Raw genomic sequence first — 24,148 nt, forward strand, 5'->3', positions numbered from 1 at the left:
GGAGTCACAATGGAAAAGGTTGTCATTGTTGATGCGATTCGCACCCCGATGGGCCGTTCAAAAGGCGGTGCATTCCGTAACGTGCGTGCGGAAGACCTCTCCGCGCATCTGATGCGTAGCCTGCTGGCGCGTAACCCGGCGCTGGATCCTGCTGCGCTGGACGATATCTACTGGGGCTGCGTGCAGCAGACCCTGGAGCAAGGTTTCAACATCGCCCGTAACGCGTCGCTGCTGGCGGAGATCCCGCACTCGGTTCCGGCTGTCACCGTCAACCGTCTGTGCGGTTCGTCAATGCAGGCGCTGCACGACGCGGCGCGGATGATCATGACCGGTGATGCGCAGGCCTGCCTGGTGGGCGGCGTCGAGCACATGGGGCACGTGCCGATGAGCCACGGGGTCGATTTTCATCCTGGCATGAGCCGTAACGTGGCGAAAGCCGCGGGGATGATGGGTCTGACTGCCGAGATGCTCTCTCGTCTGCACGGCATTAGCCGTGAAATGCAGGATGCCTTTGCCGCGCGCTCTCACGCTCGCGCATGGGCGGCGACGCAGTCCGGTGCCTTTAAGAATGAGATCATCCCGACCGGCGGCCACGACGCTGACGGCGTACTGAAGCAGTTCAGCTACGACGAAGTCATCCGCCCGGAAACCACCGTAGAAGCGCTTTCTACCCTGCGCCCTGCGTTTGATCCGGTCACCGGTACGGTAACGGCAGGTACTTCGTCGGCGCTGTCCGACGGTGCCGCCGCGATGCTGGTGATGAGCGAAAGCCGCGCCCGCGAGCTGGGCTTAACGCCTCGCGCTCGGGTACGTTCGATGGCGGTCGTGGGCTGCGATCCTTCAATCATGGGTTACGGCCCGGTTCCGGCCTCGAAGCTGGCGCTGAAAAAAGCGGGATTAACCGCCGGCGACATCGACCTGTTTGAAATGAACGAAGCGTTCGCCGCGCAGATCCTGCCGTGCATTAAAGATCTGGGGCTGATGGAGCAGATCGACGAGAAGATTAACCTCAACGGCGGCGCGATCGCCCTCGGCCACCCGCTGGGCTGCTCCGGGGCGCGTATCAGCACGACGCTTATCAACCTGATGGAACGCAAAGATGCCCAGTTTGGTCTGGCAACGATGTGTATCGGGCTGGGTCAGGGTATCGCGACGGTGTTTGAGAGAGTGTAAATCAGGAAAAGTATCTCAAAGCCAATGGCGTCAGAACAAGGCGGCAAGCGAGCGAATCCCGATGAGCTTACTCAAGTAAGTGATTCGGGTGAACGAGCGCAGCCAACGCAGTTATGGCGTCATTGGCGAAGAGAGACAGTTTAGTTGCCGTTCTTCCCGCCTGTCAGGGGCGGGTTTTTTATTTAAATGAAGGCAAACGCATCGCCAAACAGGCGGTCTTCACGCGCGTCACGTTCGTTGCAGAACAGGTCGCGGGCAATTTTCGCCATCTCAAAACGGCCAGCGATATAGATATCGTGCCCTGCCAGCGTGCCGTGATCCTGCAGCACCGCCGTCAGCACCGTCCCGCTGCGACCACGCCAGCCCTCTTCCGGCTGCTCGACCACCGGCTCAATGCGCAGGTTAGGATGGGTTACGCTCAGCGCTTCCAGCTCAGACAGGTCGTACAGATGTTTCTCTTCGCGGCCACCCCAGTAAATGGTGATGTCACGGTCCGGGTTACGCGCCAGGGCGGTCAACAGAATAGAGCGCACATAAGAGAAGCCCGTACCACCAGCGATCAGGATCAGCGGACGGTCTTCGTCATCGCGCAGCCACGCATCGCCGTGCGGAATATCCACCACGATTTCACGTTCCTTCAGGATCCGATCCATCACCGCCATCGCATACAGGTTAAGCTCTGACGCACCAATATGAAGCTCAATAAATTCCTGCTCCGCTGGCGTTGAGGCCATAGAGAAAGGACGCTTATCACGCTCATCCATCACAACCATCAGGTACTGACCCGCGCGGAAAGAGAATGGCGCTTCTGGCACTAAACGGACGCGATATACGGTGTCGGTGATGGCATCTACCGAGGTCACTTTACAGCTTAAGGTTGTCATTCGCTCTCTCTGTCGGGAAGTCTATAGGGCTTAACGGTTAGCTCAGGGTTTACCGTTATTCATTATGGCCAGCTCGTCCCAGATCGCGTCAATTCGCGCGGTCACTGCAGGATCTTTTTTGATCGGGCGACCCCATTCACGGTCGGTTTCGCCAGGCCATTTATTTGTGGCATCCAGTCCCATCTTTGAGCCAAGGCCGGAAACCGGCGAGGCAAAATCCAGGTAATCTATCGGCGTATTTTCGACTAACACCGTATCGCGCGCCGGGTCCATTCGCGTGGTAATGGCCCAGATTACGTCATTCCAGTCGCGGGCGTTAACGTCATCATCGCAGACAATAACAAATTTGGTATACATAAACTGGCGCAGGAAAGACCATACGCCCATCATCACGCGTTTAGCATGACCAGGATACTGCTTCTTCATCGTAACCACCGCCATACGGTACGAGCATCCTTCAGGCGGCAGATAAAAATCAACAATTTCCGGGAACTGCTTTTGCAGGATCGGCACAAACACTTCATTCAGCGCCACGCCCAGCACCGCCGGTTCATCCGGTGGACGCCCGGTATACGTGGAGTGATAAATCGCATCTTCACGCTGCGTAATGTGCGTCACGGTAAACACAGGGAAGTTATCCACTTCGTTGTAATAGCCGGTGTGGTCGCCGTAAGGGCCTTCTGGCGCCATTTCACCCTGCTCAAGGTAACCTTCCAGCACAATTTCCGCACTGGCCGGAACTTCGAGATCGTTAGAGATACACTTCACGACTTCGGTTTTCGTTCCGCGCAGCAGGCCTGCAAACGCATATTCAGAGAGCGTATCCGGCACCGGCGTGACGGCTCCCAGAATGGTGGCCGGATCGGCGCCTAAGGCGACAGACACCGGGAAACGCTCCCCCGGATGCGCAGCGCACCACTCCTGGAAATCCAGCGCGCCGCCGCGATGCGACAGCCAGCGCATGATGAGTTTATTCTTGCCAATCAACTGCTGGCGGTAAATACCGAGGTTTTGCCGCTCTTTGTGCGGGCCGCGCGTAACGGTCAGCCCCCAGGTGATAAGCGGAGCGGCATCTTCAGGCCAGCACTGCATGATGGGGATTTTAGTCAGATCTACCGCATCGCCTTCCAGCACTTTCTGCTGGCACGGCGCGCCGCGCAGGCGTTTGGTGGGCATGTTCAGCACCTGCTTAAACTGCGGCAGCTTGTCGAACAGATCGCGGAAGCCCTTCGGTGGCTCCGGCTCTTTCAGAAACGCCAGCAGTTTACCGACTTCACGCAGCGCAGAGACGTCTTCCTGCCCCATTCCCAGTGCAACACGACGCGGTGTACCAAACAGGTTGCACAGCACCGGCATGGAGTAACCTTTCGGATTTTCAAACAGTAATGCGGGGCCACCGGCACGCAGGGTGCGGTCAGCAATTTCTGTCATCTCCAGATAAGGATCGACAGGAAGTGTAATACGTTTGAGTTCACCCTGCTTTTCCAGCAGCGTCAGGAAGTCGCGGAGATCGTGGTATTTCATGCAGTTAATCATGGCCTCTCTGTAAGCGCTTCATTATACGGCGTAAGCCTGCTTGATGCTGTAATTTTGTTAAATAAGCGTGAACTTATGCGTTCTGTTCCATTTTCCCCCATTATAATCAACTTAGCGATCCCGCCAGGGTTTTGATATGCTTGCGCCCCGAACTAAGGGAAAGAGTGATTATGCAGGCCTGGTATTTACTGTATTGCAAACGCGGGCAACTTCAGCGCGCGCAGGAACATCTTGAACGTCAGTCTGTAAATTGCCTGACACCCGTGATCACGCTTGAAAAAATGCAGCGCGGGAAGCGCACAACCGTCAGTGAGCCGTTGTTCCCGAACTACCTCTTCGTGGAGTTCGACCCGGAAGTCATCCACACCACCACCATCAGCGCAACGCGCGGCGTCAGCCACTTCGTTCGTTTTGGTGCCCACCCGGCAACGGTTCCGTCGACGGTCATTCATCAGCTGTCGATTTATCAACAGCCCGAAGGGATCACCGACCCCGAAACTCCTTACTCGGGCGATAGCGTCGTGATAACCGAAGGCGCTTTCGAAGGCCTGCAGGCGATTTTTGCCGAGCCGGACGGGGAAGCGCGCTCTATGCTGTTGCTCAATCTGCTGAACAAGCAGGTGCTGCAGAGCGTTAAAAACACCGACTTCCGCAAGCTTTAAACGTTTATCCCGAACAGATTACGCACGTTGTCATCCGTCTGCGCCGAAAGCCAGTGCGGATCCTCTCCGCGCCACTTCGCGACGCTCTCAACAATGTGCCCCAGATACGCGGGCTCATTTCGCCGCGATGCCGGTTTGGGTTTCATGTCGCGCGGTAGCAGATAAGGCGCATCGGTTTCGAGGAGCAGCCGGTCAGCCGGGATTACCGGCAATAGCTCACGAAGTTCAAGCCCGCGACGCTCATCGCACACCCAGCCGGTAATACCCAGATAAAGCCCTCGCGCCAGGCAATCCAGCGCTTCCTGCCGTGAACCGGTGAAACAGTGCAATACCGCGCCGGGCAGTTTCTCCAGCCACGGTTCCAGAAGTGCCAGGAAACGTTCATGCGCGTCGCGGCAGTGCATAAACACGGGCATTCCAAGCTCTGCCGCCAGCGCAAGCTGGGCAGTAAACGCCTTTTCCTGCTCTTCAGGCGTGGAAAAGTTACGGTTGAAATCGAGACCGCATTCGCCGATCGCCACAACGTCTGGCGTCTTTGCCAGCCTGTACAGGGTGTCGCCACTTTCTGCGGTCCACTGGCTGCTGTCGTGAGGATGCACGCCAGCAGTAGACCAACAGCAATCGTAACGTTGCGCCAGCTGCTGCGCCTGCTCGCTCTCATGCACGTTGGTGCCCGTCAGCAGCAGTCCTTTCACCCCGGCGGCAAAAGCACGCGCAACCACCTCATCACGATCTTTCGCAAACTGCGAGCTGGTCAGGTTGAGTCCGATATCAAACATGCAAATCCCCATATAACAACCGCCCTGACGGGCGGCTGGTTTTACTCTTTAGTGGTCTTGTCGGACGTATCGTCTTCGTCATCCGCTCGACGTCCTTTACCCACGTAGAAACGCGAGAAGAAAACGCCGACCTCAAACAGACAGTACATCGGTATGGCCAGCAGCGTCTGCGAGAACACATCCGGCGGTGTCAGAAGCATGCCGACAACAAAAGCGCCCACAAGGATATACGGACGCTTCTTACGCAGGTCATCCGGGGTCGTTACTCCTACCCAGCAGAGCAGCACAATAGCCACCGGCACTTCGAATGCCACGCCAAACGCCATAAACAGCGCCATCACAAAGCTGAGGTAGCTGGCGATATCCGTCGACACCTGGACCCCTTCCGGCGCGGTATGCGTCAGGAAGCCGAAGGCCAGCGGGAAGACAACGAAATAGGCAAACGCCATGCCGATATAGAACAGCAGCGAGCTGGACACCAGCAGCGGGATCACCAGCTTGCGTTCATGCTTATACAGCGCGGGCGCCACAAACGCCCACACCTGGTAAAGAATGACCGGTGCAGAAGCAATCAACGACACCCAGAAGGTCAGCTTGATGGGGGTAAAGAACGGCGAAGCAACGTCTGTTGCAATCATCGTTGCGCCCAGCGGCATCTGCTTGATCAGCGGCGCAGAGACCACCTGATAGATATCGTTGGCAAAATAGACCAGGCACAGGAATATGAGTAAAACCGCAATAATGCAGTTTAACAGGCGCTTACGCAGCTCAATGAGGTGCGTAATCAGCGGTTGAGTATCATCTACTGCCATGTTTACGCTTTATCACTCGACGAGGGGGATGATTCGGAAACGGACGCAGCGGGCTTCACTTCCGCCGTTTTTGCTACCGGCTCTTCCGGCTGCGCCTGTTTTTTCACTTCGGTTTCCTGAGGCGTCTGTTCTGGCGCGGCAGCCTGATGTTCAGCGCTGGCAGGTGTTACGCCCTCGCGCTGCTCCTCGCTGCCCTTCACCACCGGGTTATGGATGGTGTTCGCTTCATCGCTCGCTTTTTCAGGATCGTTAACGCTATAGGAGCGCTTCATCGATTCTGCCGCTTCGCGCAGCTCATCCATTGACGCTTTCAGTTCCGGCGTCAGGTTATCCATGCTCGCCTTCTCGACCTTTTTCAGGCTTTCCTGAAATTCCTGCAGCTTAAGCTCCTGCGCCAGTTCATTCTGAACGGTCGATGCCAGAGATCTCAGCGCACGAACCCAGCCCGCAACGGTTTTCACTGCCACCGGCAGACGCTGCGGCCCCAGCACAATCAGGCCAATCACAAAGACCAGCAGGAGCTCACTAAAACCAATGTCGAACACGACTTACACCTGCTCTTTATCGTGGCGTTTAGCGTCTTCCTTTTTGGCTTCTTCTTGCTTGTCGGCGATGGATTTAGCAGTAAAGTCAGCGTCCTGGCTGGTTTTATCCTGCTTGCTCTCATCATCGCTCATCGCTTTCTTGAAGCCTTTGATAGACGCGCCCAGATCGGAACCAATAGAACCGAGCTTTTTGGTGCCAAACAGCAGCACGACGATGACGGCAATGATCAACAATTGCCAGATACTGATACCACCCATACATGTTCCTCAGGGATAGATGATTAATGAGTCAGGCCGCATTATACGTATGCGACCCGTCGATAGCGACGCACGCTCAGCGCGTTTTTCGCCAGCCTGCTAGCCAGACTACCACCCCGCCAGCCATCAGCCAGGCGGGCATCATCTGCCAGTCCGGACGGTTGATCAGCAGCAGCGTACCGCTCAGCAGCAGCGTTGCGCCAATCCCAAAGAGATAGCGTGACTGTCCCTGGCGAACACGGCTGGACTGAAGTTCGCGGGCGATTTTATCCATGCTGTGCTGAAGGTTCTTGCTCTGACGCAAACTGTCATAAACCAGTTCAGGAATTTCAGGCATTTTTTCTATCCAGAACGGGCCTTTCTCTTTCAGCGAGCGCACCAGCGCCGGAATGCCAACCTGATCCTTAATCCAGGATTCAAGGAAAGGTTTCGCGGTCTTCCACAAGTCTAACTGAGGATAGAGCTGTCGGCCTACACCCTCAACGTAAAGTAATGTTTTCTGGAGTAAAACTAGCTGTGGCTGAACTTCCATATTAAAGCGGCGAGCCGTGTTGAACAGGTTTAACAGCACATGCCCGAAGGAAATTTCCGCCAGCGGTTTTTCAAAAATCGGTTCACAAACGGTCCGGATCGCGAACTCGAACTCTTCGACGTTGGTGTCCGGCGGCACCCAGCCGGAATCGACGTGCAGCTCGGCCACCTTACGGTAGTCGCGGTTGAAAAACGCGATGAAGTTCTCAGCCAGATACCGTTTATCTTCTTTGTTCAGCGACCCCACAATCCCGCAGTCGATACCGATATACTTCGGATCCTCAGGATGTTCGTAGCTCACGAAGATATTGCCCGGATGCATGTCCGCATGGAAAAAGCTGTCGCGGAACACCTGGGTAAAGAAGACCTGTACGCCTCGTTCAGCCAGGAGCTTCATGTTCGTTCCCTGTTTCTCCAGGGCGACCACATCCGAAACCGGAATACCGTAGATACGTTCCATCACCATCATGTTCTGGCTGCAGTAGTCAGAATAGACTTCAGGTACATAGAGCATCGGGCTGTTTTCAAAGTTGCGACGCAGCTGAATGGCATTCGCCGATTCACGCAGCAGGTTAAGCTCATCAATCAGCGTTTTTTCATATTCCCGCACCACTTCCAGTGGACGAAGGCGACGCCCGTCCGGCAGCAAGCGTGGCACCCAGCGCGCCAGCCGATAAATCAGCTTCATGTCCGCTTTGATGACTGGCAGGATGTCCGGACGAATGACTTTAATAACGACTTCTTTGCCGTTTTCTTTCAGACGCGCGGTGTGCACCTGCGCGATAGAGGCCGATGCCAGTGGCTTAATGTCGAAATCGTCAAACCAGGTCTCGACGGGGACATTTCCCATCGCCTCTTCAATTTGCTTTTTCGCGCGCGCGCCGTCAAACGGTGCGACGCGATCCTGCAGCATCGCGAGCTCATCGGCAATCAGAGGCGGGAAGAGATCGCGGCGGGTCGACAGCATCTGTCCGAATTTAATCCAAACCGGGCCGAGCTCCTGCAGCGCCAGGCGCAGACGCTCACCCAGCGGTTGACCTTTATGGCGATTGGGCATCCAGAAGAGCATCCGCCGCCAGATACGAAGCGGCAGCGTGATACGCATTTTGGGGATAAGCTCGTCGAGCCCGTAGCTCAAAAAGGTGCGAATAATAAAATAGAGGCGCCGAATTTCACCAGGCGTCATTTGCCCTCCAGTTTTTCCAGCCGTTTGGTTAACGCATCAACCGCACGTTCAACAGCAGCGGTCTCTTCCGCAAACCATGCAACTTCCAGTGGCCCGGGCGCCATTCGCCACTCCTCAGTCAGCACTTCCGCCGCATAGCGTTGCTGGCGCTGAAGATTTTTACGCGCAAAGGAGGCGCCGCCATGAAGGACTTTCCCGATGCCTTCGGCGGCAATGTCGCCGATAAAAGGCGCGAGCAGCTCTTCCGGGTCGAACTCCGCCAGATCGGTGAGCGCAACGAAGTTCTGCACGACCTGAATGTCGCCTTCCACTTCCAGCTCACCGCTGCGGATAAGCGCCGTTAACTGCTGGCGATCGCGCAGTTTTGGCAGCACGCTCATGTGCGTGATGACCGAGCAGTCGGCTTCACCTTCCCACGCCCCCAGAACGTCAAGCTGGCGTTCGCTGAATACCAGCACAAGCGGCGTCGAGAACTCTTTTAAAACAATACGTAATACCTTCCCGTTAAGCCGCTGACGTGCAGCTTTCAGCGCAGGGGCGCGATACAGAAAAGCGTTCAGTACATTCTCGATGCCTGCGGAGACTAAGGGTTTAAAGGGCACGGGACACCTCCACTCAGAATTTGTAACCGCGATGCAGCGCGACGACGCCCGCCGTCAGGTTGAAATATTCAACATTTTCAAATTCTGCATCCTGCATCATGGCTTTTAATGTGTCCTGATCCGGGTGCATACGGATAGATTCCGCCAAATAGCGGTAGCTTTCAGCGTCGTTAGCCACCAGCTCACCAATACGCGGCAGCACGTGGAAGGAATAGGCGTCGTAGGCTTTGCTCAGCGGCTCAATGATCGGTTTAGAGAACTCGAGCACCAGCAGACGTCCACCCGGCTTCAGCACGCGGTACATGGAGCGCAGCGCTTTTTCTTTATCGGTCACGTTACGCAGACCGAAAGAGATCGTGATGCAGTCAAAGGTATTGTCCGGGAATGGCAGCGCTTCGGCGTTTGCCTGCACATACTCCACATTCCCCACCACGCCGATGTTACGCAGCTTTTCGCGTCCCATTTTCAGCATGGAGTCATTAATATCGGCGAGAACTACGCGACCGGTTTCGCCCACCAGACGGGAGAATTTGGCGGTTAAATCGCCCGTGCCGCCGGCTAAATCCAGCACCGTTTGTCCACGACGTACGCCGCTGCAGTCAATGGTGAAGCGCTTCCACAAGCGATGAATGCCGAACGACATCAGGTCATTCATCACATCGTACTTCGCCGCCACGGAATGAAATACGTGGGCCACCATGTCAGCTTTCTGCGCTTTGGCGACAGTCTGAAAGCCAAAGTGCGTTGTGTCTTGTGAATCGTCAGCCATCTTAGAGCCTGCTTATCAGTAAAATGTTCGTGAAGTGTAACAGATTGGGCGCGTTTGCCCTACGTTTCAACCACCGCGAAAGAAACGCGCTGAAGTCTCGTCTGGTGATAAATCCGCCGCTAACGTGTTGTCTTCACTGTTTGTATTTTGTTCGTCCGCACCTTCTCGCAGTCGAAACTCGTCGTCCTGGGCGGTGGCCTGTTCGACCAATTCCGGATTAATCTCTCGTTTAACCTCAACCCCCAGGCTGCGGAATGATTCGGCCTGTGCCAGCAGATTGCCGCGTCCGGAGGCGAGTTTTTTCATCGCCTGGCGGTAGTTATCCTGCGCACGATCCAGGCTCTGCCCAACTGAAGACATGTCGTCCACGAAGAGGCGCATTTTGTCATACAGCTTGCTGGCACGATCGGCAATCTGCTGCGCGTTGCGGCTCTGGTGCTCGTAGCGCCACAGGTTCGCAATGGTGCGTAACGCCACCAGCAGCGTGGTGGGGCTGACCAGCATAATGTTATTTTTGAGCGCTTCGGTGATAAGTTCAGGCTGTCTGTCGAGTGCCAGCAGGAATGCGGGTTCTACCGGGATGAACATCAGGACATAGTCCAGCGAGCGCAGACCCGGCAGCTGCTGGTAGTCTTTTCTGCCAAGCAGGCGAATATGATTACGCACGGAGGCAATGTGCTCCTGCAGCGCAGACTCGCGGGTGTAGTCATCGTCCGCATTAAAGTAACGTTCATACGCCACCAGCGTCATTTTGGCGTCAATCACCACATCTTTACCCTGCGGCAGCCGAACAATCACATCCGGCTGCATACGCGAGCGGGCATCGTTTTCAATACTCACCTGCGTTTCGTATTCATACCCCTCCCGCAGACCAGAGGCCTCCAGCACGCGGGTCAGCACCACTTCTCCCCAGTTGCCCTGGGTTTTGTTATCCCCTTTCAGCGCGCGGGTCAGGTTGACTGCTTCCTGCGCCATTTGCGCATTCAGCTGCTGGAGATTGCGAATCTCATGCGCCAGCGTGTGCCGCTCGCGGGCCTCCTGACCAAAGCTGTCCTGCACCTGACGGCGAAAACCGTCCAGCTGTTCGCGCAGCGGCGTCAGCAGGCTGTTCAGGCTCTGGCGGTTCTGTTCGTCAACGCGGCGGTTGCTGTGCTCAAAAATTCGGTTGGCGAGGTTCTCAAACTGTTCGCTGAGGCGCTGCTCGCTGTTGATCATCTGGCGGATTTTGTCTTCCGCATGCAGCTGGGTGGATTCAAGGCGGGTAGTGACTTCGCGGAGATCGGCCTCCAGCGAGGTGTTAATGTCTCGCAAGTTACGCAGCTCGTTGTTGAGCAGTTCGCACTCGTCGCGCCAGTGTTCGCTCAAAGCAAGCTGCTGTTTTGTCGCGCTTAAATCGGCGACCATCTCTTCTCGCTCGGCCAACTGGTCGGCCTTCTGCTGCGCATGCTGGTAGCTGGAAATCAGCCAGCCAATCCCTAAGCCCACCAGCGCAATCACCGCGTAAATCAGGATCGAGATATCCACAATGCCCCCTGCATCAACGTATTACCCGCACAAAATAGAATTGTGCTGTATAAACGTCCAGTTTGAAAGGGTTTTCCTGCGAGGCGCTACGCAAAAAATAAAGGCCGAACGCGTCGGCCTTTGATTACAGAAGAGAGGATCAGATCAGGCGACGCGCTGCTTCCACCACGATTTTCACTGCATGACTTTCGGTCTGCTTCATGGTTTCAGCGTTCGGGATCTCCTGCTGGGTGCGGTTGACGATAACGCCCGCCACCATACCGGCACGCAGACCCTGGCTTGCGCACATGGTCAGCAGCGTTGCGGATTCCATTTCGTAGTTCATCACGCCCATGGACTGCCACTCTTCCATTGAGCCTTTGAAACGGCTTACCACGCGGCCTGAGAAGGTGTCGTAACGCTCCTGGCCCGGGTAGAAGGTGTCGGAAGAGGCGGTGACGCCCACGTGGGTGGTTGCGCCCACGGATTTCGCGGCTTCAACCAGCGCGGTGGTGCATTCGAAATCAGCCACTGCCGGGAACTCCATCGGAGCAAAATGCAGGCTTGCGCCGTCCAGACGAACGGACGCGGTCGTGACCAGCACGTCTCCGACGTTGATGTGCGGCTGGATAGCGCCGGTGGTACCGATACGCAGGAAAGTACGAATGCCCAGCTGCGCCAGCTCTTCAACAGCAATAGAGGTAGACGGACCACCGATACCGGTAGAGCACACGATCACCGCTTTGCCATCCAGCTCTGCGCGCCAGGTGGTGAACTCACGATGGGCAGCCAGCTTGACCGGCTTATCCATCAGCGCGGCGATCTTTTCCACACGCTCAGGATCGCCAGGGACGATAGCGAGCGTAGCCCCTTGTAAATCGTTTTTGGTGAGGCCGAGATGAAAAACATCAGACTTAGACATAGGTGACTCCTCTGTGGGTCGGTTAGTCAGAAGAAGTAAAACGGTACTTTACAGAAGCAGTAAGCATATTTTCGTGACACACCTCACCATGAATGAAAATGATTACATTGAATTTCCATAAAAAAGTGATTCACATCACATTAACAAGTTATAACGCCAGGTGCTGCACAAAAGATAGACCGTTTAAGGCACTGTGAGTTGTTAACCTGGTGTCTATATTTACCTTTGCGCTAACTCATTGGTACGGAGAATGCCATGACTGAAAAAACCGGTTTTGCACCTGCTGCGGCCCCACATGCTTCAACCATCGTGTCGACGCCAGAAGCGGCAATTACCGCGGGCGAGACCTCCATTCCCTCGCAGGGGGAGAATATGCCTGCTTATCACGCACGGCCAAAATCGGCAGACGGTCCGCTGCCCATCGTGATTGTGATTCAGGAGATATTTGGTGTTCACGAACACATTCGCGACCTCTGCCGCCGGCTGGCGCTGGAAGGGTATCTGGCCGTTGCGCCAGAGCTCTACTTCCGTCAGGGCGATCCGAACGACTACAGCGATATTCCAACATTGCTCAGCAACCTGGTGAGCAAAGTCCCGGACGCGCAGGTGCTGGCCGATCTCGACCACGTCGCCAGCTGGGCGGCGCGCAACGGCGGCGATCCGCATCGTCTTCTGGTCACCGGTTTCTGCTGGGGTGGACGCATTAGCTGGCTGTATGCCGCGCATAACCCGCAGCTCAAAGCCGCTGTCGCCTGGTACGGCAAACTGGTGGGTGAGAAAACGCTGAATTCACCGAAACATCCCGTCGATATCGCCACGGAGCTAAACGCCCCCGTGTTAGGGCTTTACGGCGGTCAGGACACCGGTATTTCGCTGGATTCGGTAGAGACCATGCGCCATGCGCTCCGTGCGGCCAATGCGAAGGCGGAGATCGTGGTGTATCCGGATGCCGGGCACGCGTTTAACGCCGATTATCGTCCGAGCTATCACGCAGAATCAGCCAAAGATGGCTGGCAGAGAATGCTGGCGTGGTTTAGCCAATACGGCGGTAAGAAAGCGTAATAAAAAAAGCCCGGTGGCGGCTATGCCTTACCGGGCCTACGCATCATCAAGCCTGACGCAGGTTCTGCGCCGCCTTCACCATGTTCGCCAGCGCCGCGCGCGTCTCCGGCCAGCCGCGGGTTTTCAGTCCGCAGTCCGGGTTCACCCACAGGCGCTCTGCCGGAATGCGCTGGGCCGCTTTTTTCAGCAGGGCTTCAATCCACTCCACGCTCGGCACGTTCGGGGAGTGAATGTCGTACACGCCCGGCCCGATTTCATTCGGGTAGTCGAACTCTTCAAACGACTCCAGCAGCTCCATGTCTGAACGCGAGGTCTCGATGGTGATCACGTCGGCATCGAGCGCGGCAATCGAATCCATGATGTCGTTGAATTCGCAGTAACACATGTGGGTGTGGATCTGGGTATCGTCCTTCGCCACCGCGGCGTTGATGCGGAACGCCTCCACGCCCCACTGCAGGTAGGCATCCCAGTCGCTGCGGCGCAGCGGCAAGCCTTCGCGCAGGGCCGGTTCGTCAATCTGAATAATGCCAATGCCTGCCGCTTCCAGATCCGCCACCTCATCACGCAGCGCCAGGGCGATCTGTTTGGCGATGGTTTCACGAGTCACGTCTTCACGCGGGAACGACCAGCAGAGAATGGTCACCGGACCGGTGAGCATCCCTTTTACGGGCTTGTCGGTCAGGGACTGGGCATACTTCGCCCACTCCACGGTGATCGCTTCCGGGCGGCTGACGTCACCAATGACCACCGGCGGCTTCACGCAGCGGGAGCCGTAGCTCTGCACCCAGCCGTTCTGGGTAAAGACAAAGCCGTCCAGGTGCTCGCCGAAGTATTCCACCATGTCGTTACGCTCGGCCTCGCCGTGCACCAGCACGTCCAGCCCCAGGCGTTCCTGCTCGATAATCGCCTGCTTGATGTGTTCGGCGATGCCGGTGCGGTAGTGATTCGCATCCAGATTGCCCTTTTTAAAGTCCAGGCGCAGGCCGCGGATCTCCGTAGTCTGCGGGAAAGAGCCAATTGTGGTGGTCGGCCACGCGGGCAGATTAAAGCGGGCGCGCTGCGCTTCAGCGCGCACCTCGTACGGGCTCTGCCGCTGGCTGTCCCGGGCGGTGATGGCCGCCAGGCGTTTTTCCACCGCCGGGTTGTGCACGCGCGCCGAGTGACGGCGCGCCTGGGTCGGCGCGCTCCATTCGGTAATCGCCGCCGTGTCGCCGCTGTTCAGCGCGTCGCGCAGCAGCGTCAGCTCTTCACATTTTTGCAGGGCGAAAGCAAACCAGCTTTTCACCTCGGCATCCAGACGGGTCTCTACGCTCAGATCGATCGGGCTGTGCAGCAGCGAACAGGACGAGGCCACCCACAGCTCACGTTTGCCGACGATGTCTTTGATTTGCGCGTATTTCTCGGTGAGATCGGCGCGCCAGACGTTACGGCCGTTGATCAGCCCGGCAGAGAGCAGCCAGTCCGCTGGCAAACGCTTGTGCAGCTCCGCCACATCATCTTTACCGTGTACGAGGTCAACGTGCAGGCCCTGGACCGGCAGCGCGGTAATGGTCTTCAGGTTCGGCGTCACGCCTTCAAAATAGGTCGTCAGCAGGAGTTTTACCTGACCGGTGAGCGCGTCATACGCCGGTTTGAAGGCATCGAGCCAATCCTGCGGCAGCTCAAGCACCAGCGCCGGTTCGTCGATTTGCACCCACTGAATGCCGCGTTTGCCCAGCTCACTCAGTACCTGTTTGTAGACCGGCAGAATATCCTTCAGCAGGCTGAGTCGGTCAAAAGGCTCGCCCTTTACTTTGCCCAGCCACAGGTACGTTACCGGCCCGAGCAGCACCGGCTTCACCTGGTGGCCCAGCGCCAGCGCTTCATCCACTTCGTCCAGAAGCTGCGTCCAGGCCAGCCTGAACTGCTGACCTTTGACGAACTCCGGCACCATATAGTGATAGTTGGTGTTAAACCACTTGGTCATTTCCGCCGCTGCCGCTGGCTCACCCGTCGGCGCGCGGCCACGGCCGATGCGGAACAGGTTATCGATATCTACCGATCCATCTTTGTTCTGATGACGAGCCGGCACGTTGCCAAGCAGCAGGCTGGTCGTCAGAACATGGTCGTACCAGGCGAAATCGCCCACCGGTAGCAGGTCAATGCCCGCCTGTTTTTGCTGATCCCAGTGGCGGGCGCGCAGCTCGCGTCCTGCCGCCAGCAGTTCTTCACGGGTGGCATTACCCGCCCAGTAGCTTTCTTGCGCTTTTTTCAGCTCGCGACGCAGGCCGACGCGAGGGAAACCGAGAGTGTGATTGCGGATTGTCATGGTGTGCCCCTTGTGAAATTCGTTATTTAGACGTCCAGATGTTTACACTTCTATAATTGGCAGGTACTGTATATTCCTCAAGCGCAATATGTTCATGGCGAAGTGAAGGACTTTCATGATCGAGATTAAACACCTGAAAACGCTACAAGCGTTGCGGAACTGCGGTTCGCTCGCGGCGGCTGCGGCCACGCTGCACCAGACCCAGTCCGCCCTTTCTCACCAGTTCAGCGATCTGGAACAACGCCTCGGCTTCCGTCTTTTTGTGCGTAAGAGCCAGCCGCTACGCTTTACGCCGCAGGGTGAAATTCTTCTTCAGCTGGCGAATCAGGTACTGCCGCAAATCGCGAGCGCGCTGCAGGCGTGTAACGAACCGCAGCAGACCAAACTGCGCATCGCCATTGAGTGCCACAGCTGTATTCAGTGGCTGACCCCCGCGCTTGAAAACTTCCGCCAGAAGTGGCCGCAGGTGGAGATGGACTTCAAATCCGGTGTGACCTTTGACCCGCAGCCGTCGCTGCAGCAGGGCGAGCTGGATCTGGTCATGACCTCTGACATCCTGCCGCGCAGCGGCCTGCACTATTCGCCGATGTTTGATTATGAAGTGCGCCTGGTGCTGGCGCCGGATCACCCGCTGGCCGCCAAAACGCGCATCACGCCGGAAGACCTGGCGACAGAGACGCTGCTGATTTATCCGGTGCAGCGCAGCCGCCTGGATATCTGGCGCCACTTCCTGCAGCCGGCAGGCATTAGCCCGCAGCTGAAAAGCGTGGATAACACCCTGCTGCTGATTCAGATGGTGGCGGCCAGAATGGGTATCGCGGCGCTGCCGCACTGGGTGGTGGAGAGTTTTGAACGCCAGGGTCTGGTGCAGACCAAAACCCTGGGTGAAGGATTGTGGAGCCGACTGTACGCCGCCGTGCGCGATGGCGAGCAGCGTCAGCCGATTACGGAGGCGTTTATTCGCTCAGCGCGGAACCACGCGTGCGACCATCTTCCGTTTGTGCGGAGCGCGGAGCGACCCATCGGCGATGGACCCACAGCGAAGCCAGGATCACCGCTCCCCCAATAAGGAAGCTCGGCCAGTGCGGCTGTTGCTGCCAGATGGCGAGGTTGACCAGCAGCCCTGCCGGGACATGCACGTTATTCATGATCCCCAGCGTACCGGCGTCTACCTGCGTAGCGCCGTAGTTCCACATGAAGTATCCCAGCCCTGACGCCACTACGCCCAGCCAGACCAGAACGCCCCACTGCACGGCGGTGGTCGGCAGTTTTTGCGGGTTGCCGAGCATAAACCACGCCGCCACCGCGACAATCGCGGCGCCCATATAGAACCAGGCAAACGCGTTATGCTGCGGCATCGGACGGGTTTCCATCAGGCGTTTGTAGCCCACCATGCCGATGGCGAAGCTGATGTTGGCGAGCTGGACGAACATCAGTCCGGTCCAGAAGTGATCGCTGACTTTGTCATAGCGAATAATCGCCGCGCCGATCACCGCCAGCGCGGCGCTCAGCAGGTATCCCCAGCGCAGACGGCGTCTGCTGAGCAGGTCGTAAATCAGCGTGATATAGAGCGGCGTCAGCACGGTAAAGAGCAGGAATTCAGAGACGGACAGGTAGACGTAGGCCCGGAAGCTGAACAAATACATGATGCCGAGCTGCATCGCCCCCACCAGCATATACAGCACAATCGTTTTCAGCGATTGCCCGCGCGCGCGCAGAAACGGCAGGAACACCAGCGCCGCCAGCCCCACGCGCATCAGCACCGAGAAGTAGCTGTCGACCGAACCGGCAAGGTATTCGCCAATCAGGCTAAAGGAGAAGGCCCACAGGATAGTGGTGATAATGAGTAGCGCCACAATGCTTGTCTCTCAGAAAGAAGGAGAGGCATTGTAGCGAACTCTTTAGTTGACAACTGAGCAATAAACAACCGAATGAAGATTATTCAAGGAACAGTTTGCGCAGATACTTCGGTACCGCGTTGTCAGCGTTAGAACCAATCACTTCCAGCTCAGGGTGCAGATCCTTCAGACGCTGGTGCGCGTTCTGCATGATGCAGCCCTTGCCCGCCATCGAAAGCATCTCGGCGTCGTTCATGCCGTCACCGAAGGCGATACAGTCTTTCAGCCCGAAGCCCAGACGTTTCGCAACCGCTTCCAGCGCGTGACCTTTGGAGACGCCACCCGCCATTACTTCCAGACAGGTCAGGGTTGAGAAGCTCACGTTGACGCGATCGCCCCAGCGGGCGTTGATCGCCTGTTCAAGCGGGAGTAGCTCGTCGTGGCTGTCACAGGTGAAGAACACCTTGCTGATCCCTTCCGGCTCCAGCAGGCCCGGTTCGTAGAGGGAGTAGTTGAATACCGCTTCCTTGAAGAAACGCATTTCATCCGGGCGGTGGCGGTTCATGAACCAGTCGTCGTCGCGGTAAACGTTAGTGACGATAGCCGGGTTGTTATGCACCACGCCGAACAGATCGGCGGCAATATCGCGATCCAGATTGTGGGTAAAGATCAGGTTGCCGTCGGTATCATGCACGCGCGCACCGTTGGAGGTGATCATGTACGATTTGATCTCAAGATTATCGCGGATCTGCCCCACGTCCACGTGGTGGCGGCCGGTGGCGAACACAAAGTTCACGCCACGGGCAGTCAGGAGTTTTAAGGTCTCTTTCGCATAAGGCGACAGGGTGTGGTCGGGGGAAAGCAGCGTGCCATCTAAATCAGATGCAACAACCTGGTACATAGGGATTTCAACCTCTGGTGGAAAACAAGAATCAATTATGCCTGTTGAAAAATTCAACAATGGCGTTGAGCGCGACTGAGCGCATAGCGTCCTTTTCAAAAAGGATCTCATGGAACGCGCCGTTAATGACCAGCGGTTTACCCCCTTCACAAGGGTGACCGGCTGCAGCGCGCAGTTCACAATAGCGGTCATGCATGCGGTTATCCACCACACGCTCTTCTTCCGCCTGGATCAGAAGCGTCGGCGTGTCATCATCGCCTACGCCCGCCAGCACCTGCTCACCGGCCAGAATCCCCTCCCGCACCCAGTGCCAGGTCGGGCCGCCGACGCGCAAGCGCGGTTCATCGGCATAAAAGCGCAGGTTGCGGCGATAACGCTGCCGGCTGTGGGTTAAGACGTTGATGGCGAACGGCAGCGCGCGCCAGCGTCCTGTGCCAATGGCATAACCTTCACGAATGCGCTGATGGCCCTCAGCCCAGTCAAGAAGATGGCGCACCATCCAGTCAGGAAAACGGATCACGATACCGTACATCGGCGCGGTGAGCGCAATGGCGTCGCACTGGTGCGCATAACGCTGCAAAAACAGCGTCGAAATGGCGCCGCCCATGGAGTGCGCAAGGATATACCGCTTGCGCCAGGGGCCGGGCTGAACGTCCTGCTGCCAGAACGCGGCAAAATCGTCGACGTAATCGCTGAAGCGATCGACGTGCCCACGGTGTGTGTCCGGCAGCATACGTCCGGACAGCCCCTGTCCACGATGGTCGAGGATCAGGACATCGAACCCCATATGGACCAGGTCATAGGCCAGCTCGGCATATTTAACGTAGCTTTCAATACGCCCAGGGCAGACCACTATCACCCGGTCATTTTTTTCATTTCGGAAACGAACGAAACGCACCGGGACGCCCCCGATGCCCGTAAACTCATCTTCCTCACGCTGCCGCCAGAAATCGGTCAGCGGCCCCATAGAGAAAGCAGCAAAAGCGTTTTCTCGTGTTTCCCAGTCCTTTTTCTGCTGAAACATTGGGTTTCCACTCACGTAATCCAGGGAATATCGTTTTTTTCGTCACCGGTCACAAAATGACTCAATAATAGCGTATTGTGGCATAAAAATAGACGGTTCGGGAGTTTCAAATGACCTTCGAATGGTGGTTCGCCTACCTGCTGACATCCATTATCCTCAGCCTTTCTCCGGGTTCGGGTGCTATTAACACCATGACCACCTCCATCAACCACGGCTACCGCGGTGCGGCAGCGTCGATTGCCGGTTTGCAGACCGGGCTGGGCATTCATATTGTGCTGGTCGGGATCGGTCTGGGGACCCTGTTCTCCCGCTCCGTGCTGGCCTTTGAGGTGCTGAAATGGGCCGGGGCAGCGTATCTGATTTGGCTCGGCATCCAGCAGTGGCGCGCGGCAGGCTCCATCAACCTGAATACGCTGGCTCAGACGCAAAACCGCGGCCATCTGTTTAAGCGTGCGGTGTTCGTCAACCTGACCAACCCGAAGAGCATCGTTTTCCTCGCCGCGCTGTTCCCGCAGTTTATCGTTCCGCATCAGCCGCAGGTGATGCAATACGTGGTGCTCGGCGCGACCACCATTATCGTCGACATCATCGTGATGATTGGTTACGCGACGCTGGCGCAGCGAATTGCGGCATGGATTAAAGGGCCTAAGCAGATGAAGGCCCTGAATAAAGTCTTTGGTTCGCTGTTTATGCTGGTTGGCGCGCTGCTTGCGTCAGCGCGTCATGCTTAGCGAGAAATGATGAGATGAATGCCGAAGCCGGCGAACAGCGCGCCGGCGAAGCCGTCAATCCACTTCGCGATACGCTGGTAGCCGCGGCGCATTGCCGGTAAGGCGAACAGGCTGGCTACGATGGTAAACCAGGCAAAGGTTTCAACGACGATCAGCAGGAAGATGCCCCAGCGTGCGCCCGCGCCGACGCTATCGCCGACAAACAGCGAGAACACCGAGCCGAAATAGATAATCGCTTTTGGGTTCGCCAGATTGGTCAGCAGCCCTTTTACAAAGCTGCGACCGCCCGTAGCCAGCTCGACCTTCGGCTCTTGCGGTTTTTTCTCTTCTTTCTTCAGCGCCCCGCGCAGCATCTGGTAGCCCATCCAGCACAGGTACAGCCCGCCGCCGACCATAATGATGTTATGCAGCCAGGCCATCTTCGCCAGGATAAGGTTCAGACCGAGCAGCGCAACGGCCGCCCAGACCATAACGCCCATGGTGATACCGAGCACGCCCATCATCGCCTCTTTGCGGGAGCGGCTGACGGCCGTTTGTGATACGAAGAAAAAGTCCGGGCCGGGGCTCATCAGCGCAACGATGTGCACTAACGCCACGGTGAGAAATAGCATTAACATAATTAGCTCGCGGGGAAATAATGTAGTGAGTCATCATCCTGGCACTTTTTCGCCCAGCTGACTACTCCTCATCATCACCGTCGGCGTGAGAGCGGATGAGCGCCATAAACTCTTTACCGAAGCGCTCCAGCTTGCGCGTTCCCACGCCGTTGACGCTGAGCATCTCGCTGGCGCTGAGCGGCATCTGCTCGGCCATCTCGATCAGCGTCGCGTCGTTGAACACCACGTAAGGCGGGATGTTTTCTTCGTCGGCGATGGCCTTACGCAGCTTGCGCAGTTTGGCAAACAGCTTGCGGTCGTAGTTGCCGCCGTAGGATTTCTGCATCACGCGTGGCTTCAGGGCGATGACGCGCGGCACGGCGAGCTTGAGTTCAACGTCACCGCGCAGGACCGGACGCGCCGCCTCGGTCAGCTGCAGGGCGGAGTGCTGGGCAATGTTCTGCGTGGCGAAGCCGAGGTGGATCAGCTGGCGAATGATACTCACCCAGTGCTCGTGGCTCTGCTCCTTGCCAATACCGTAGACCGGCAGCTTGTCGTGGCCCATATCGCGGATACGCTGGTTATTGGCGCCGCGCAGCACCTCCACCACGTAGCCCATTCCGAAGCGTTGATTCACACGGTAAATGGTCGAGAGCGCCTTACGCGCGTCCATCAGGCCATCGTACTGCTTTGGCGGATCGAGGCAGATATCGCAGTTGCCGCACGGCTCCTGGCGCCCTTCACCAAAGTAGTTGAGCAGAACCAGACGACGGCAGGTTTGCGCTTCGGCAAACGCGCCCATCGCGTTGAGCTTGTGGCGCTCGATATCCTGCAGCTGTCCCTGCGGCTTCTCTTCCAGACAGCGGCGCAGCCACGCCATATCGGCCGGATCGTAAAACAGCATCGCTTCCGCAGGCAGACCGTCACGCCCGGCGCGGCCGGTTTCCTGATAGTAGGATTCGATATTGCGCGGGATGTCGAAGTGCACCACAAAGCGCACGTTGGGCTTGTTGATCCCCATCCCAAACGCCACCGTTGCGACCACGATCTGCAGGTCATCGCGCTGGAATTTCTCCTGCACGTCGGCGCGGATGTGGTTCTCTAACCCGGCGTGATAGGCGGCGGCGCTAAAGCCGCGGTTTTGCAGACGCGCGGCGGTGTCTTCCACCTTCGCACGGCTGTTACAGTAGATGATGCCGGACTTGCCGCGCTGCTCCTGGACGTAGCGCAGGAGCTGATCCAGCGGCTTGAATTTTTCCATCAGCATATAGCGGATGTTAGGGCGGTCGAAGCTGCTGACCTGAATATAGGGGTCGTTCAGCCCGAGCAGACGAACGATGTCCAGACGGGTGGTGTCATCCGCCGTGGCGGTAAGCGCCATAAACGGCAGCTCGGGGAAGCGCTGACGCAGCTGGCCGAGGGCCGCGTATTCCGGGCGGAAATCGTGTCCCCACTGGGAAATACAGTGCGCTTCGTCCACCGCCAGCAGGACCGGGTTCCAGTGCGCCAGGTGGTCGAGGAAGTTATCCAGCATCAGGCGTTCCGGCGCGATATACAGCAGGCGGATCTGCCCGGTACGACAACCGGCCATCACCTCTTGCTGCTGCTCCCGGGTTTGGGTCGAGTTGAGACAGGCCGCCGCCACGCCGTTGGCGAGCAGCTGGTCAACCTGGTCTTTCATCAGAGAAATAAGGGGGGATACCACGACCGTCAGGCCGTTAAGCACCAGCGCGGGCACCTGATAACAGAGGGACTTGCCGCCACCGGTCGGCATCACCACCAGGCAATCACGACCTTCCAGCACCGTTTCAATGATGGTTTCCTGGCCGGGGCGGAACTGCTGGTAGCCAAAGGTTTCATGCAAAACCTGTTTAGCCAGCGACTCCTGATTCAATACTTCCGCCTGCGCCACGTTAACCCCATATGCCAGAAATGAAACAGGCGCTATTTTCAGCGCCTGAGAGAGAAACTTCAACGTTTAACGCAAAAACATTCGAACAGCCTAGAGAATATCGTTCAGCATCACGCCCACGCCGACGCGGGTCTGGTTGAAGTTGTAATCGATAAGCGACTCGCCGTAACCGCTGTACACCTGCGTATAGATACGGACATGCTTCGTCATTGGATAGCTTAAGCCCACTTCCGCACCGCCGTAGCCGGTGTTCCAGTTGTACTGGCCTTTGGCGCTGAGCACGGCATCACCCAACTGATAGCCGACTTTGAGCTGGTAGTAGCCCATATATTTGGTGATATCCGGGTTGTCATCGGTTTCGCCCACCACATACCACGGCTTCACTTCCACCATCCAGTTACCGTTCTGCGCCATCAGACGCGTATAGGCACGGTTCCAACTGCGCGAGGTAGGATCAGAGCGACCGTTGGAATCGTGGTTAAAGCCCACTTCGACGTCACGCAGCGTCCAGCCCGCAAACTCATAATCCGTTGCAAAACCGAGGAACAGCTGCGGCTCATAGTTGGTTTCACGGAACGGCGAGGACTCTCCGCTGTTAGAGAGCTGCCACCAGGATTTCTGGGTGTAAGACGCCCCGAGCACCGAGTTCGGCCCCAGAATACCGCGCCAGAACGGGAACGCCAGGCTGAGCTGGAACTTCACCTCATCTTTACGCGCATTATCAGACCAGTTATAGGAGCTTATCGCCTCTTTGTTAAGATCGCTGGTCTGGGTGTAAATCACATAGTTGGTGTCATACGGATAGAGCGTGAACGGATTGTCATGCTCCTGAAGAAGGTTCGCGATAATGCTACCGTGAACGGCAGGTTTATCATGCACCTCTTTGATCGTTGCTTCCTGCGCATATGCTGTGAGGGGCAGCGCAACCGCCGCCAGTAACCAGGCCAGATACGTCCGCATCGGTGGTGTTCTCCTGCAAAAGAGTAAAATTAGCTGAATAGTTATGTGGCGAACATTCTACAGACTTCTGCGACAACTGCTGCATCCTCGTTTCTGAAAGTGGAATTCCTTGTTGCCGAGGCATAAAATCAACATTTCGTTAACAATAAGGATGTGATGCCTCATGTCAGCCATGCTTACCGCCGAAGAAGTGTTAAAACTCGTGGGCGAGATTTTTGTTTACCATATGCCGTTTAACCGCGCGCTGGGACTGGAGCTGGAGCGTTACGAGAAAGATTTTGCCCAGCTGAGCTTTAACAACCAGCCGATGATGGTGGGTAACTGGGCGCAAAGTATTTTGCACGGCGGCGTGATTGCCTCCGCGCTGGACGTGGCGGCAGGTCTGGTCTGCGTGGGCAGCACGCTGACCCGCCATGACACCATCAACGAAGACGAACTCCGCCAGCGTCTGGCGCGCATGGGCACCATTGATTTGCGCGTCGACTATCTTCGCCCGGGGCGCGGAAATCGCTTTACCTGTACCAGCAGCCTACTGCGCGCGGGAAATAAAGTTGCCGTGGCACGCGTTGAATTACACAACGAAGAGCAGGTATATATCGCCAGCGCAACCGCCACTTATATGGTGGGTTGAGGCGGCAAAATCGGGTAAAATTA

At 56.9% G+C, this 24,148-nt stretch carries 24 protein-coding genes; 6 read left to right on the forward strand and 18 right to left on the reverse strand.

Features of this window, described 5'->3' with window-relative positions; genetic code table 11:
* Positions 1–9: 9 nt before the first annotated feature.
* On the forward strand, positions 10–1,173 hold the full coding sequence (fadA, locus tag FOY96_RS21115; RefSeq protein ID WP_109846471.1) for an acetyl-CoA C-acyltransferase FadA: 1,164 nt from the start codon (positions 10–12) through the stop codon (positions 1,171–1,173).
* Between the two features lie 182 nt (positions 1,174–1,355).
* On the opposite strand, the gene fre is transcribed toward fadA, so the two are convergent.
* Entirely contained in the window at positions 1,356–2,057 is a 702-nt protein-coding gene (gene fre / locus FOY96_RS21120; protein ID WP_008501516.1) for an NAD(P)H-flavin reductase, read from the reverse strand.
* A 42-nt stretch (positions 2,058–2,099) separates the two neighbouring features.
* Positions 2,100–3,590, reverse strand: a complete 1,491-nt coding sequence (gene ubiD, locus FOY96_RS21125) for a 4-hydroxy-3-polyprenylbenzoate decarboxylase (RefSeq protein WP_161496003.1) — start codon at positions 3,588–3,590, stop codon at positions 2,100–2,102.
* A gap of 173 nt (positions 3,591–3,763) precedes the next feature.
* Between ubiD and rfaH the strand changes: the two genes are divergently transcribed.
* Positions 3,764–4,255: a transcription/translation regulatory transformer protein RfaH gene (rfaH, locus tag FOY96_RS21130; RefSeq protein WP_033146887.1), complete on the forward strand. Its 492-nt coding sequence runs from the start codon at positions 3,764–3,766 to the stop codon at positions 4,253–4,255.
* Here the strand turns inward: rfaH and tatD are convergent.
* From tatD to udp, 9 genes are all read right to left on the reverse strand, one after another.
* Positions 4,252–5,034, reverse strand: coding sequence for a 3'-5' ssDNA/RNA exonuclease TatD (gene tatD / locus FOY96_RS21135; RefSeq protein ID WP_143347692.1), 783 nt, complete (start codon positions 5,032–5,034; stop codon positions 4,252–4,254). The genes rfaH and tatD overlap by 4 nt on opposite strands.
* 41 nt (positions 5,035–5,075) lie before the next feature.
* Positions 5,076–5,846, reverse strand: coding sequence for a Sec-independent protein translocase subunit TatC (gene tatC, locus FOY96_RS21140; protein ID WP_047059131.1), 771 nt, complete (start codon positions 5,844–5,846; stop codon positions 5,076–5,078).
* A gap of 2 nt (positions 5,847–5,848) precedes the next feature.
* Positions 5,849–6,391, reverse strand: coding sequence for a Sec-independent protein translocase protein TatB (gene tatB / locus FOY96_RS21145; protein ID WP_047059130.1), 543 nt, complete (start codon positions 6,389–6,391; stop codon positions 5,849–5,851).
* Positions 6,392–6,394: 3 nt separating this feature from the next.
* Positions 6,395–6,649 carry a Sec-independent protein translocase subunit TatA gene (gene tatA, locus FOY96_RS21150; protein WP_024908000.1) on the reverse strand — a complete coding sequence of 85 codons (255 nt, stop codon included), beginning with the start codon at positions 6,647–6,649 and terminating at the stop codon, positions 6,395–6,397.
* A gap of 76 nt (positions 6,650–6,725) precedes the next feature.
* Entirely contained in the window at positions 6,726–8,366 is a 1,641-nt protein-coding gene (gene ubiB / locus FOY96_RS21155; protein WP_029741825.1) for a ubiquinone biosynthesis regulatory protein kinase UbiB, read from the reverse strand.
* Positions 8,363–8,968 carry a ubiquinone biosynthesis protein UbiJ gene (ubiJ, locus tag FOY96_RS21160; protein WP_143347693.1) on the reverse strand — a complete coding sequence of 202 codons (606 nt, stop codon included), beginning with the start codon at positions 8,966–8,968 and terminating at the stop codon, positions 8,363–8,365. Before ubiJ ends, ubiB begins: the two co-directional genes overlap by 4 nt.
* Positions 8,969–8,981: 13 nt before the next feature.
* The gene (gene ubiE, locus FOY96_RS21165; RefSeq protein WP_023309612.1) at positions 8,982–9,737 is read right to left on the reverse strand and encodes a bifunctional demethylmenaquinone methyltransferase/2-methoxy-6-polyprenyl-1,4-benzoquinol methylase UbiE; all 756 of its coding nucleotides are present in this window, start codon (positions 9,735–9,737) and stop codon (positions 8,982–8,984) included.
* A 66-nt stretch (positions 9,738–9,803) separates the two neighbouring features.
* A complete protein-coding gene (gene rmuC, locus FOY96_RS21170; protein ID WP_143347694.1) occupies positions 9,804–11,261 on the reverse strand; it encodes a DNA recombination protein RmuC in 1,458 nt (485 codons plus the stop codon).
* Between the two features lie 139 nt (positions 11,262–11,400).
* Entirely contained in the window at positions 11,401–12,162 is a 762-nt protein-coding gene (gene udp, locus FOY96_RS21175; protein WP_003860792.1) for a uridine phosphorylase, read from the reverse strand.
* Between the two features lie 255 nt (positions 12,163–12,417).
* Here udp and FOY96_RS21180 point away from each other — a divergent pair, with 255 nt between their 5' ends.
* A complete protein-coding gene (locus FOY96_RS21180; RefSeq protein WP_023333795.1) occupies positions 12,418–13,224 on the forward strand; it encodes a dienelactone hydrolase family protein in 807 nt (268 codons plus the stop codon).
* Between the two features lie 46 nt (positions 13,225–13,270).
* Here FOY96_RS21180 and metE read toward each other — a convergent pair whose 3' ends face one another.
* Positions 13,271–15,532 (reverse strand): 5-methyltetrahydropteroyltriglutamate--homocysteine S-methyltransferase, encoded by a 2,262-nt coding sequence (gene metE, locus FOY96_RS21185; protein ID WP_143347695.1) that lies wholly within the window; start codon positions 15,530–15,532, stop codon positions 13,271–13,273.
* A 115-nt stretch (positions 15,533–15,647) separates the two neighbouring features.
* Here metE and metR point away from each other — a divergent pair, with 115 nt between their 5' ends.
* Complete coding sequence (gene metR / locus FOY96_RS21190) at positions 15,648–16,601, forward strand: HTH-type transcriptional regulator MetR (RefSeq protein WP_023309616.1); 954 nt, start codon at positions 15,648–15,650, stop codon at positions 16,599–16,601.
* Here metR and FOY96_RS21195 read toward each other — a convergent pair.
* The 3 genes from FOY96_RS21195 to pldB all read right to left on the reverse strand — a co-directional run bounded on the left by FOY96_RS21195 (position 16,489) and on the right by pldB (position 19,295).
* Complete coding sequence (locus tag FOY96_RS21195) at positions 16,489–17,388, reverse strand: carboxylate/amino acid/amine transporter (protein ID WP_033146894.1); 900 nt, start codon at positions 17,386–17,388, stop codon at positions 16,489–16,491. The genes metR and FOY96_RS21195 overlap by 113 nt on opposite strands.
* A gap of 82 nt (positions 17,389–17,470) precedes the next feature.
* Positions 17,471–18,271: a sugar/pyridoxal phosphate phosphatase YigL gene (yigL, locus tag FOY96_RS21200; RefSeq protein WP_143347696.1), complete on the reverse strand. Its 801-nt coding sequence runs from the start codon at positions 18,269–18,271 to the stop codon at positions 17,471–17,473.
* Positions 18,272–18,302: 31 nt separating this feature from the next.
* The gene (gene pldB / locus FOY96_RS21205; RefSeq protein ID WP_143347697.1) at positions 18,303–19,295 is read right to left on the reverse strand and encodes a lysophospholipase L2; all 993 of its coding nucleotides are present in this window, start codon (positions 19,293–19,295) and stop codon (positions 18,303–18,305) included.
* A 110-nt stretch (positions 19,296–19,405) separates the two neighbouring features.
* Here pldB and rhtB point away from each other — a divergent pair, with 110 nt between their 5' ends.
* Complete coding sequence (rhtB, locus tag FOY96_RS21210) at positions 19,406–20,026, forward strand: homoserine/homoserine lactone efflux protein (RefSeq protein WP_008501533.1); 621 nt, start codon at positions 19,406–19,408, stop codon at positions 20,024–20,026.
* On the opposite strand, the gene rhtC is transcribed toward rhtB, so the two are convergent.
* The 3 genes from rhtC to pldA all read right to left on the reverse strand — a co-directional run bounded on the left by rhtC (position 20,023) and on the right by pldA (position 23,494).
* Positions 20,023–20,643 (reverse strand): threonine export protein RhtC, encoded by a 621-nt coding sequence (rhtC, locus tag FOY96_RS21215; RefSeq protein WP_025757538.1) that lies wholly within the window; start codon positions 20,641–20,643, stop codon positions 20,023–20,025. The genes rhtB and rhtC overlap by 4 nt on opposite strands.
* A 61-nt stretch (positions 20,644–20,704) precedes the next feature.
* Positions 20,705–22,534 carry an ATP-dependent DNA helicase RecQ gene (gene recQ / locus FOY96_RS21220; protein ID WP_029741834.1) on the reverse strand — a complete coding sequence of 610 codons (1,830 nt, stop codon included), beginning with the start codon at positions 22,532–22,534 and terminating at the stop codon, positions 20,705–20,707.
* Between the two features lie 90 nt (positions 22,535–22,624).
* On the reverse strand, positions 22,625–23,494 hold the full coding sequence (pldA, locus tag FOY96_RS21225; RefSeq protein WP_023333803.1) for a phospholipase A: 870 nt from the start codon (positions 23,492–23,494) through the stop codon (positions 22,625–22,627).
* A gap of 163 nt (positions 23,495–23,657) precedes the next feature.
* On the opposite strand from pldA, the gene yigI reads away from it, so the two are divergent.
* Positions 23,658–24,125, forward strand: coding sequence for an acyl-CoA thioesterase YigI (gene yigI / locus FOY96_RS21230; protein WP_008501538.1), 468 nt, complete (start codon positions 23,658–23,660; stop codon positions 24,123–24,125).
* Positions 24,126–24,148 lie beyond the last annotated feature (23 nt).

The sequence above is a fragment of the Enterobacter asburiae genome, assembly GCF_007035645.1.
In the GTDB taxonomy this organism is placed as follows: Bacteria; Pseudomonadota; Gammaproteobacteria; order Enterobacterales; family Enterobacteriaceae; genus Enterobacter; species Enterobacter asburiae_B.

Excerpts from the sequence above, each read along its gene's own strand:
- fadA (WP_109846471.1), top strand. The coding sequence starts at position 10 with ATGGAAAAGGTTGTCATTGTTGATGCGATTCGCACCCCGATGGGCCGT.
- fre (WP_008501516.1), bottom strand. The coding sequence starts at position 2,057 with ATGACAACCTTAAGCTGTAAAGTGACCTCGGTAGATGCCATCACCGAC.
- rfaH (WP_033146887.1), top strand. The coding sequence starts at position 3,764 with ATGCAGGCCTGGTATTTACTGTATTGCAAACGCGGGCAACTTCAGCGC.
- tatD (WP_143347692.1), bottom strand. The coding sequence starts at position 5,034 with ATGTTTGATATCGGACTCAACCTGACCAGCTCGCAGTTTGCGAAAGAT.
- tatC (WP_047059131.1), bottom strand. The coding sequence starts at position 5,846 with ATGGCAGTAGATGATACTCAACCGCTGATTACGCACCTCATTGAGCTG.
- tatA (WP_024908000.1), bottom strand. The coding sequence starts at position 6,649 with ATGGGTGGTATCAGTATCTGGCAATTGTTGATCATTGCCGTCATCGTC.
- ubiB (WP_029741825.1), bottom strand. The coding sequence starts at position 8,366 with ATGACGCCTGGTGAAATTCGGCGCCTCTATTTTATTATTCGCACCTTT.
- ubiE (WP_023309612.1), bottom strand. The coding sequence starts at position 9,737 with ATGGCTGACGATTCACAAGACACAACGCACTTTGGCTTTCAGACTGTC.
- udp (WP_003860792.1), bottom strand. The coding sequence starts at position 12,162 with ATGTCTAAGTCTGATGTTTTTCATCTCGGCCTCACCAAAAACGATTTA.
- FOY96_RS21180 (WP_023333795.1), top strand. The coding sequence starts at position 12,418 with ATGACTGAAAAAACCGGTTTTGCACCTGCTGCGGCCCCACATGCTTCA.
- metE (WP_143347695.1), bottom strand. The coding sequence starts at position 15,532 with ATGACAATCCGCAATCACACTCTCGGTTTCCCTCGCGTCGGCCTGCGT.
- metR (WP_023309616.1), top strand. The coding sequence starts at position 15,648 with ATGATCGAGATTAAACACCTGAAAACGCTACAAGCGTTGCGGAACTGC.
- yigL (WP_143347696.1), bottom strand. The coding sequence starts at position 18,271 with ATGTACCAGGTTGTTGCATCTGATTTAGATGGCACGCTGCTTTCCCCC.
- pldB (WP_143347697.1), bottom strand. The coding sequence starts at position 19,295 with ATGTTTCAGCAGAAAAAGGACTGGGAAACACGAGAAAACGCTTTTGCT.
- rhtB (WP_008501533.1), top strand. The coding sequence starts at position 19,406 with ATGACCTTCGAATGGTGGTTCGCCTACCTGCTGACATCCATTATCCTC.
- rhtC (WP_025757538.1), bottom strand. The coding sequence starts at position 20,643 with ATGTTAATGCTATTTCTCACCGTGGCGTTAGTGCACATCGTTGCGCTG.
- pldA (WP_023333803.1), bottom strand. The coding sequence starts at position 23,494 with ATGCGGACGTATCTGGCCTGGTTACTGGCGGCGGTTGCGCTGCCCCTC.
- yigI (WP_008501538.1), top strand. The coding sequence starts at position 23,658 with ATGTCAGCCATGCTTACCGCCGAAGAAGTGTTAAAACTCGTGGGCGAG.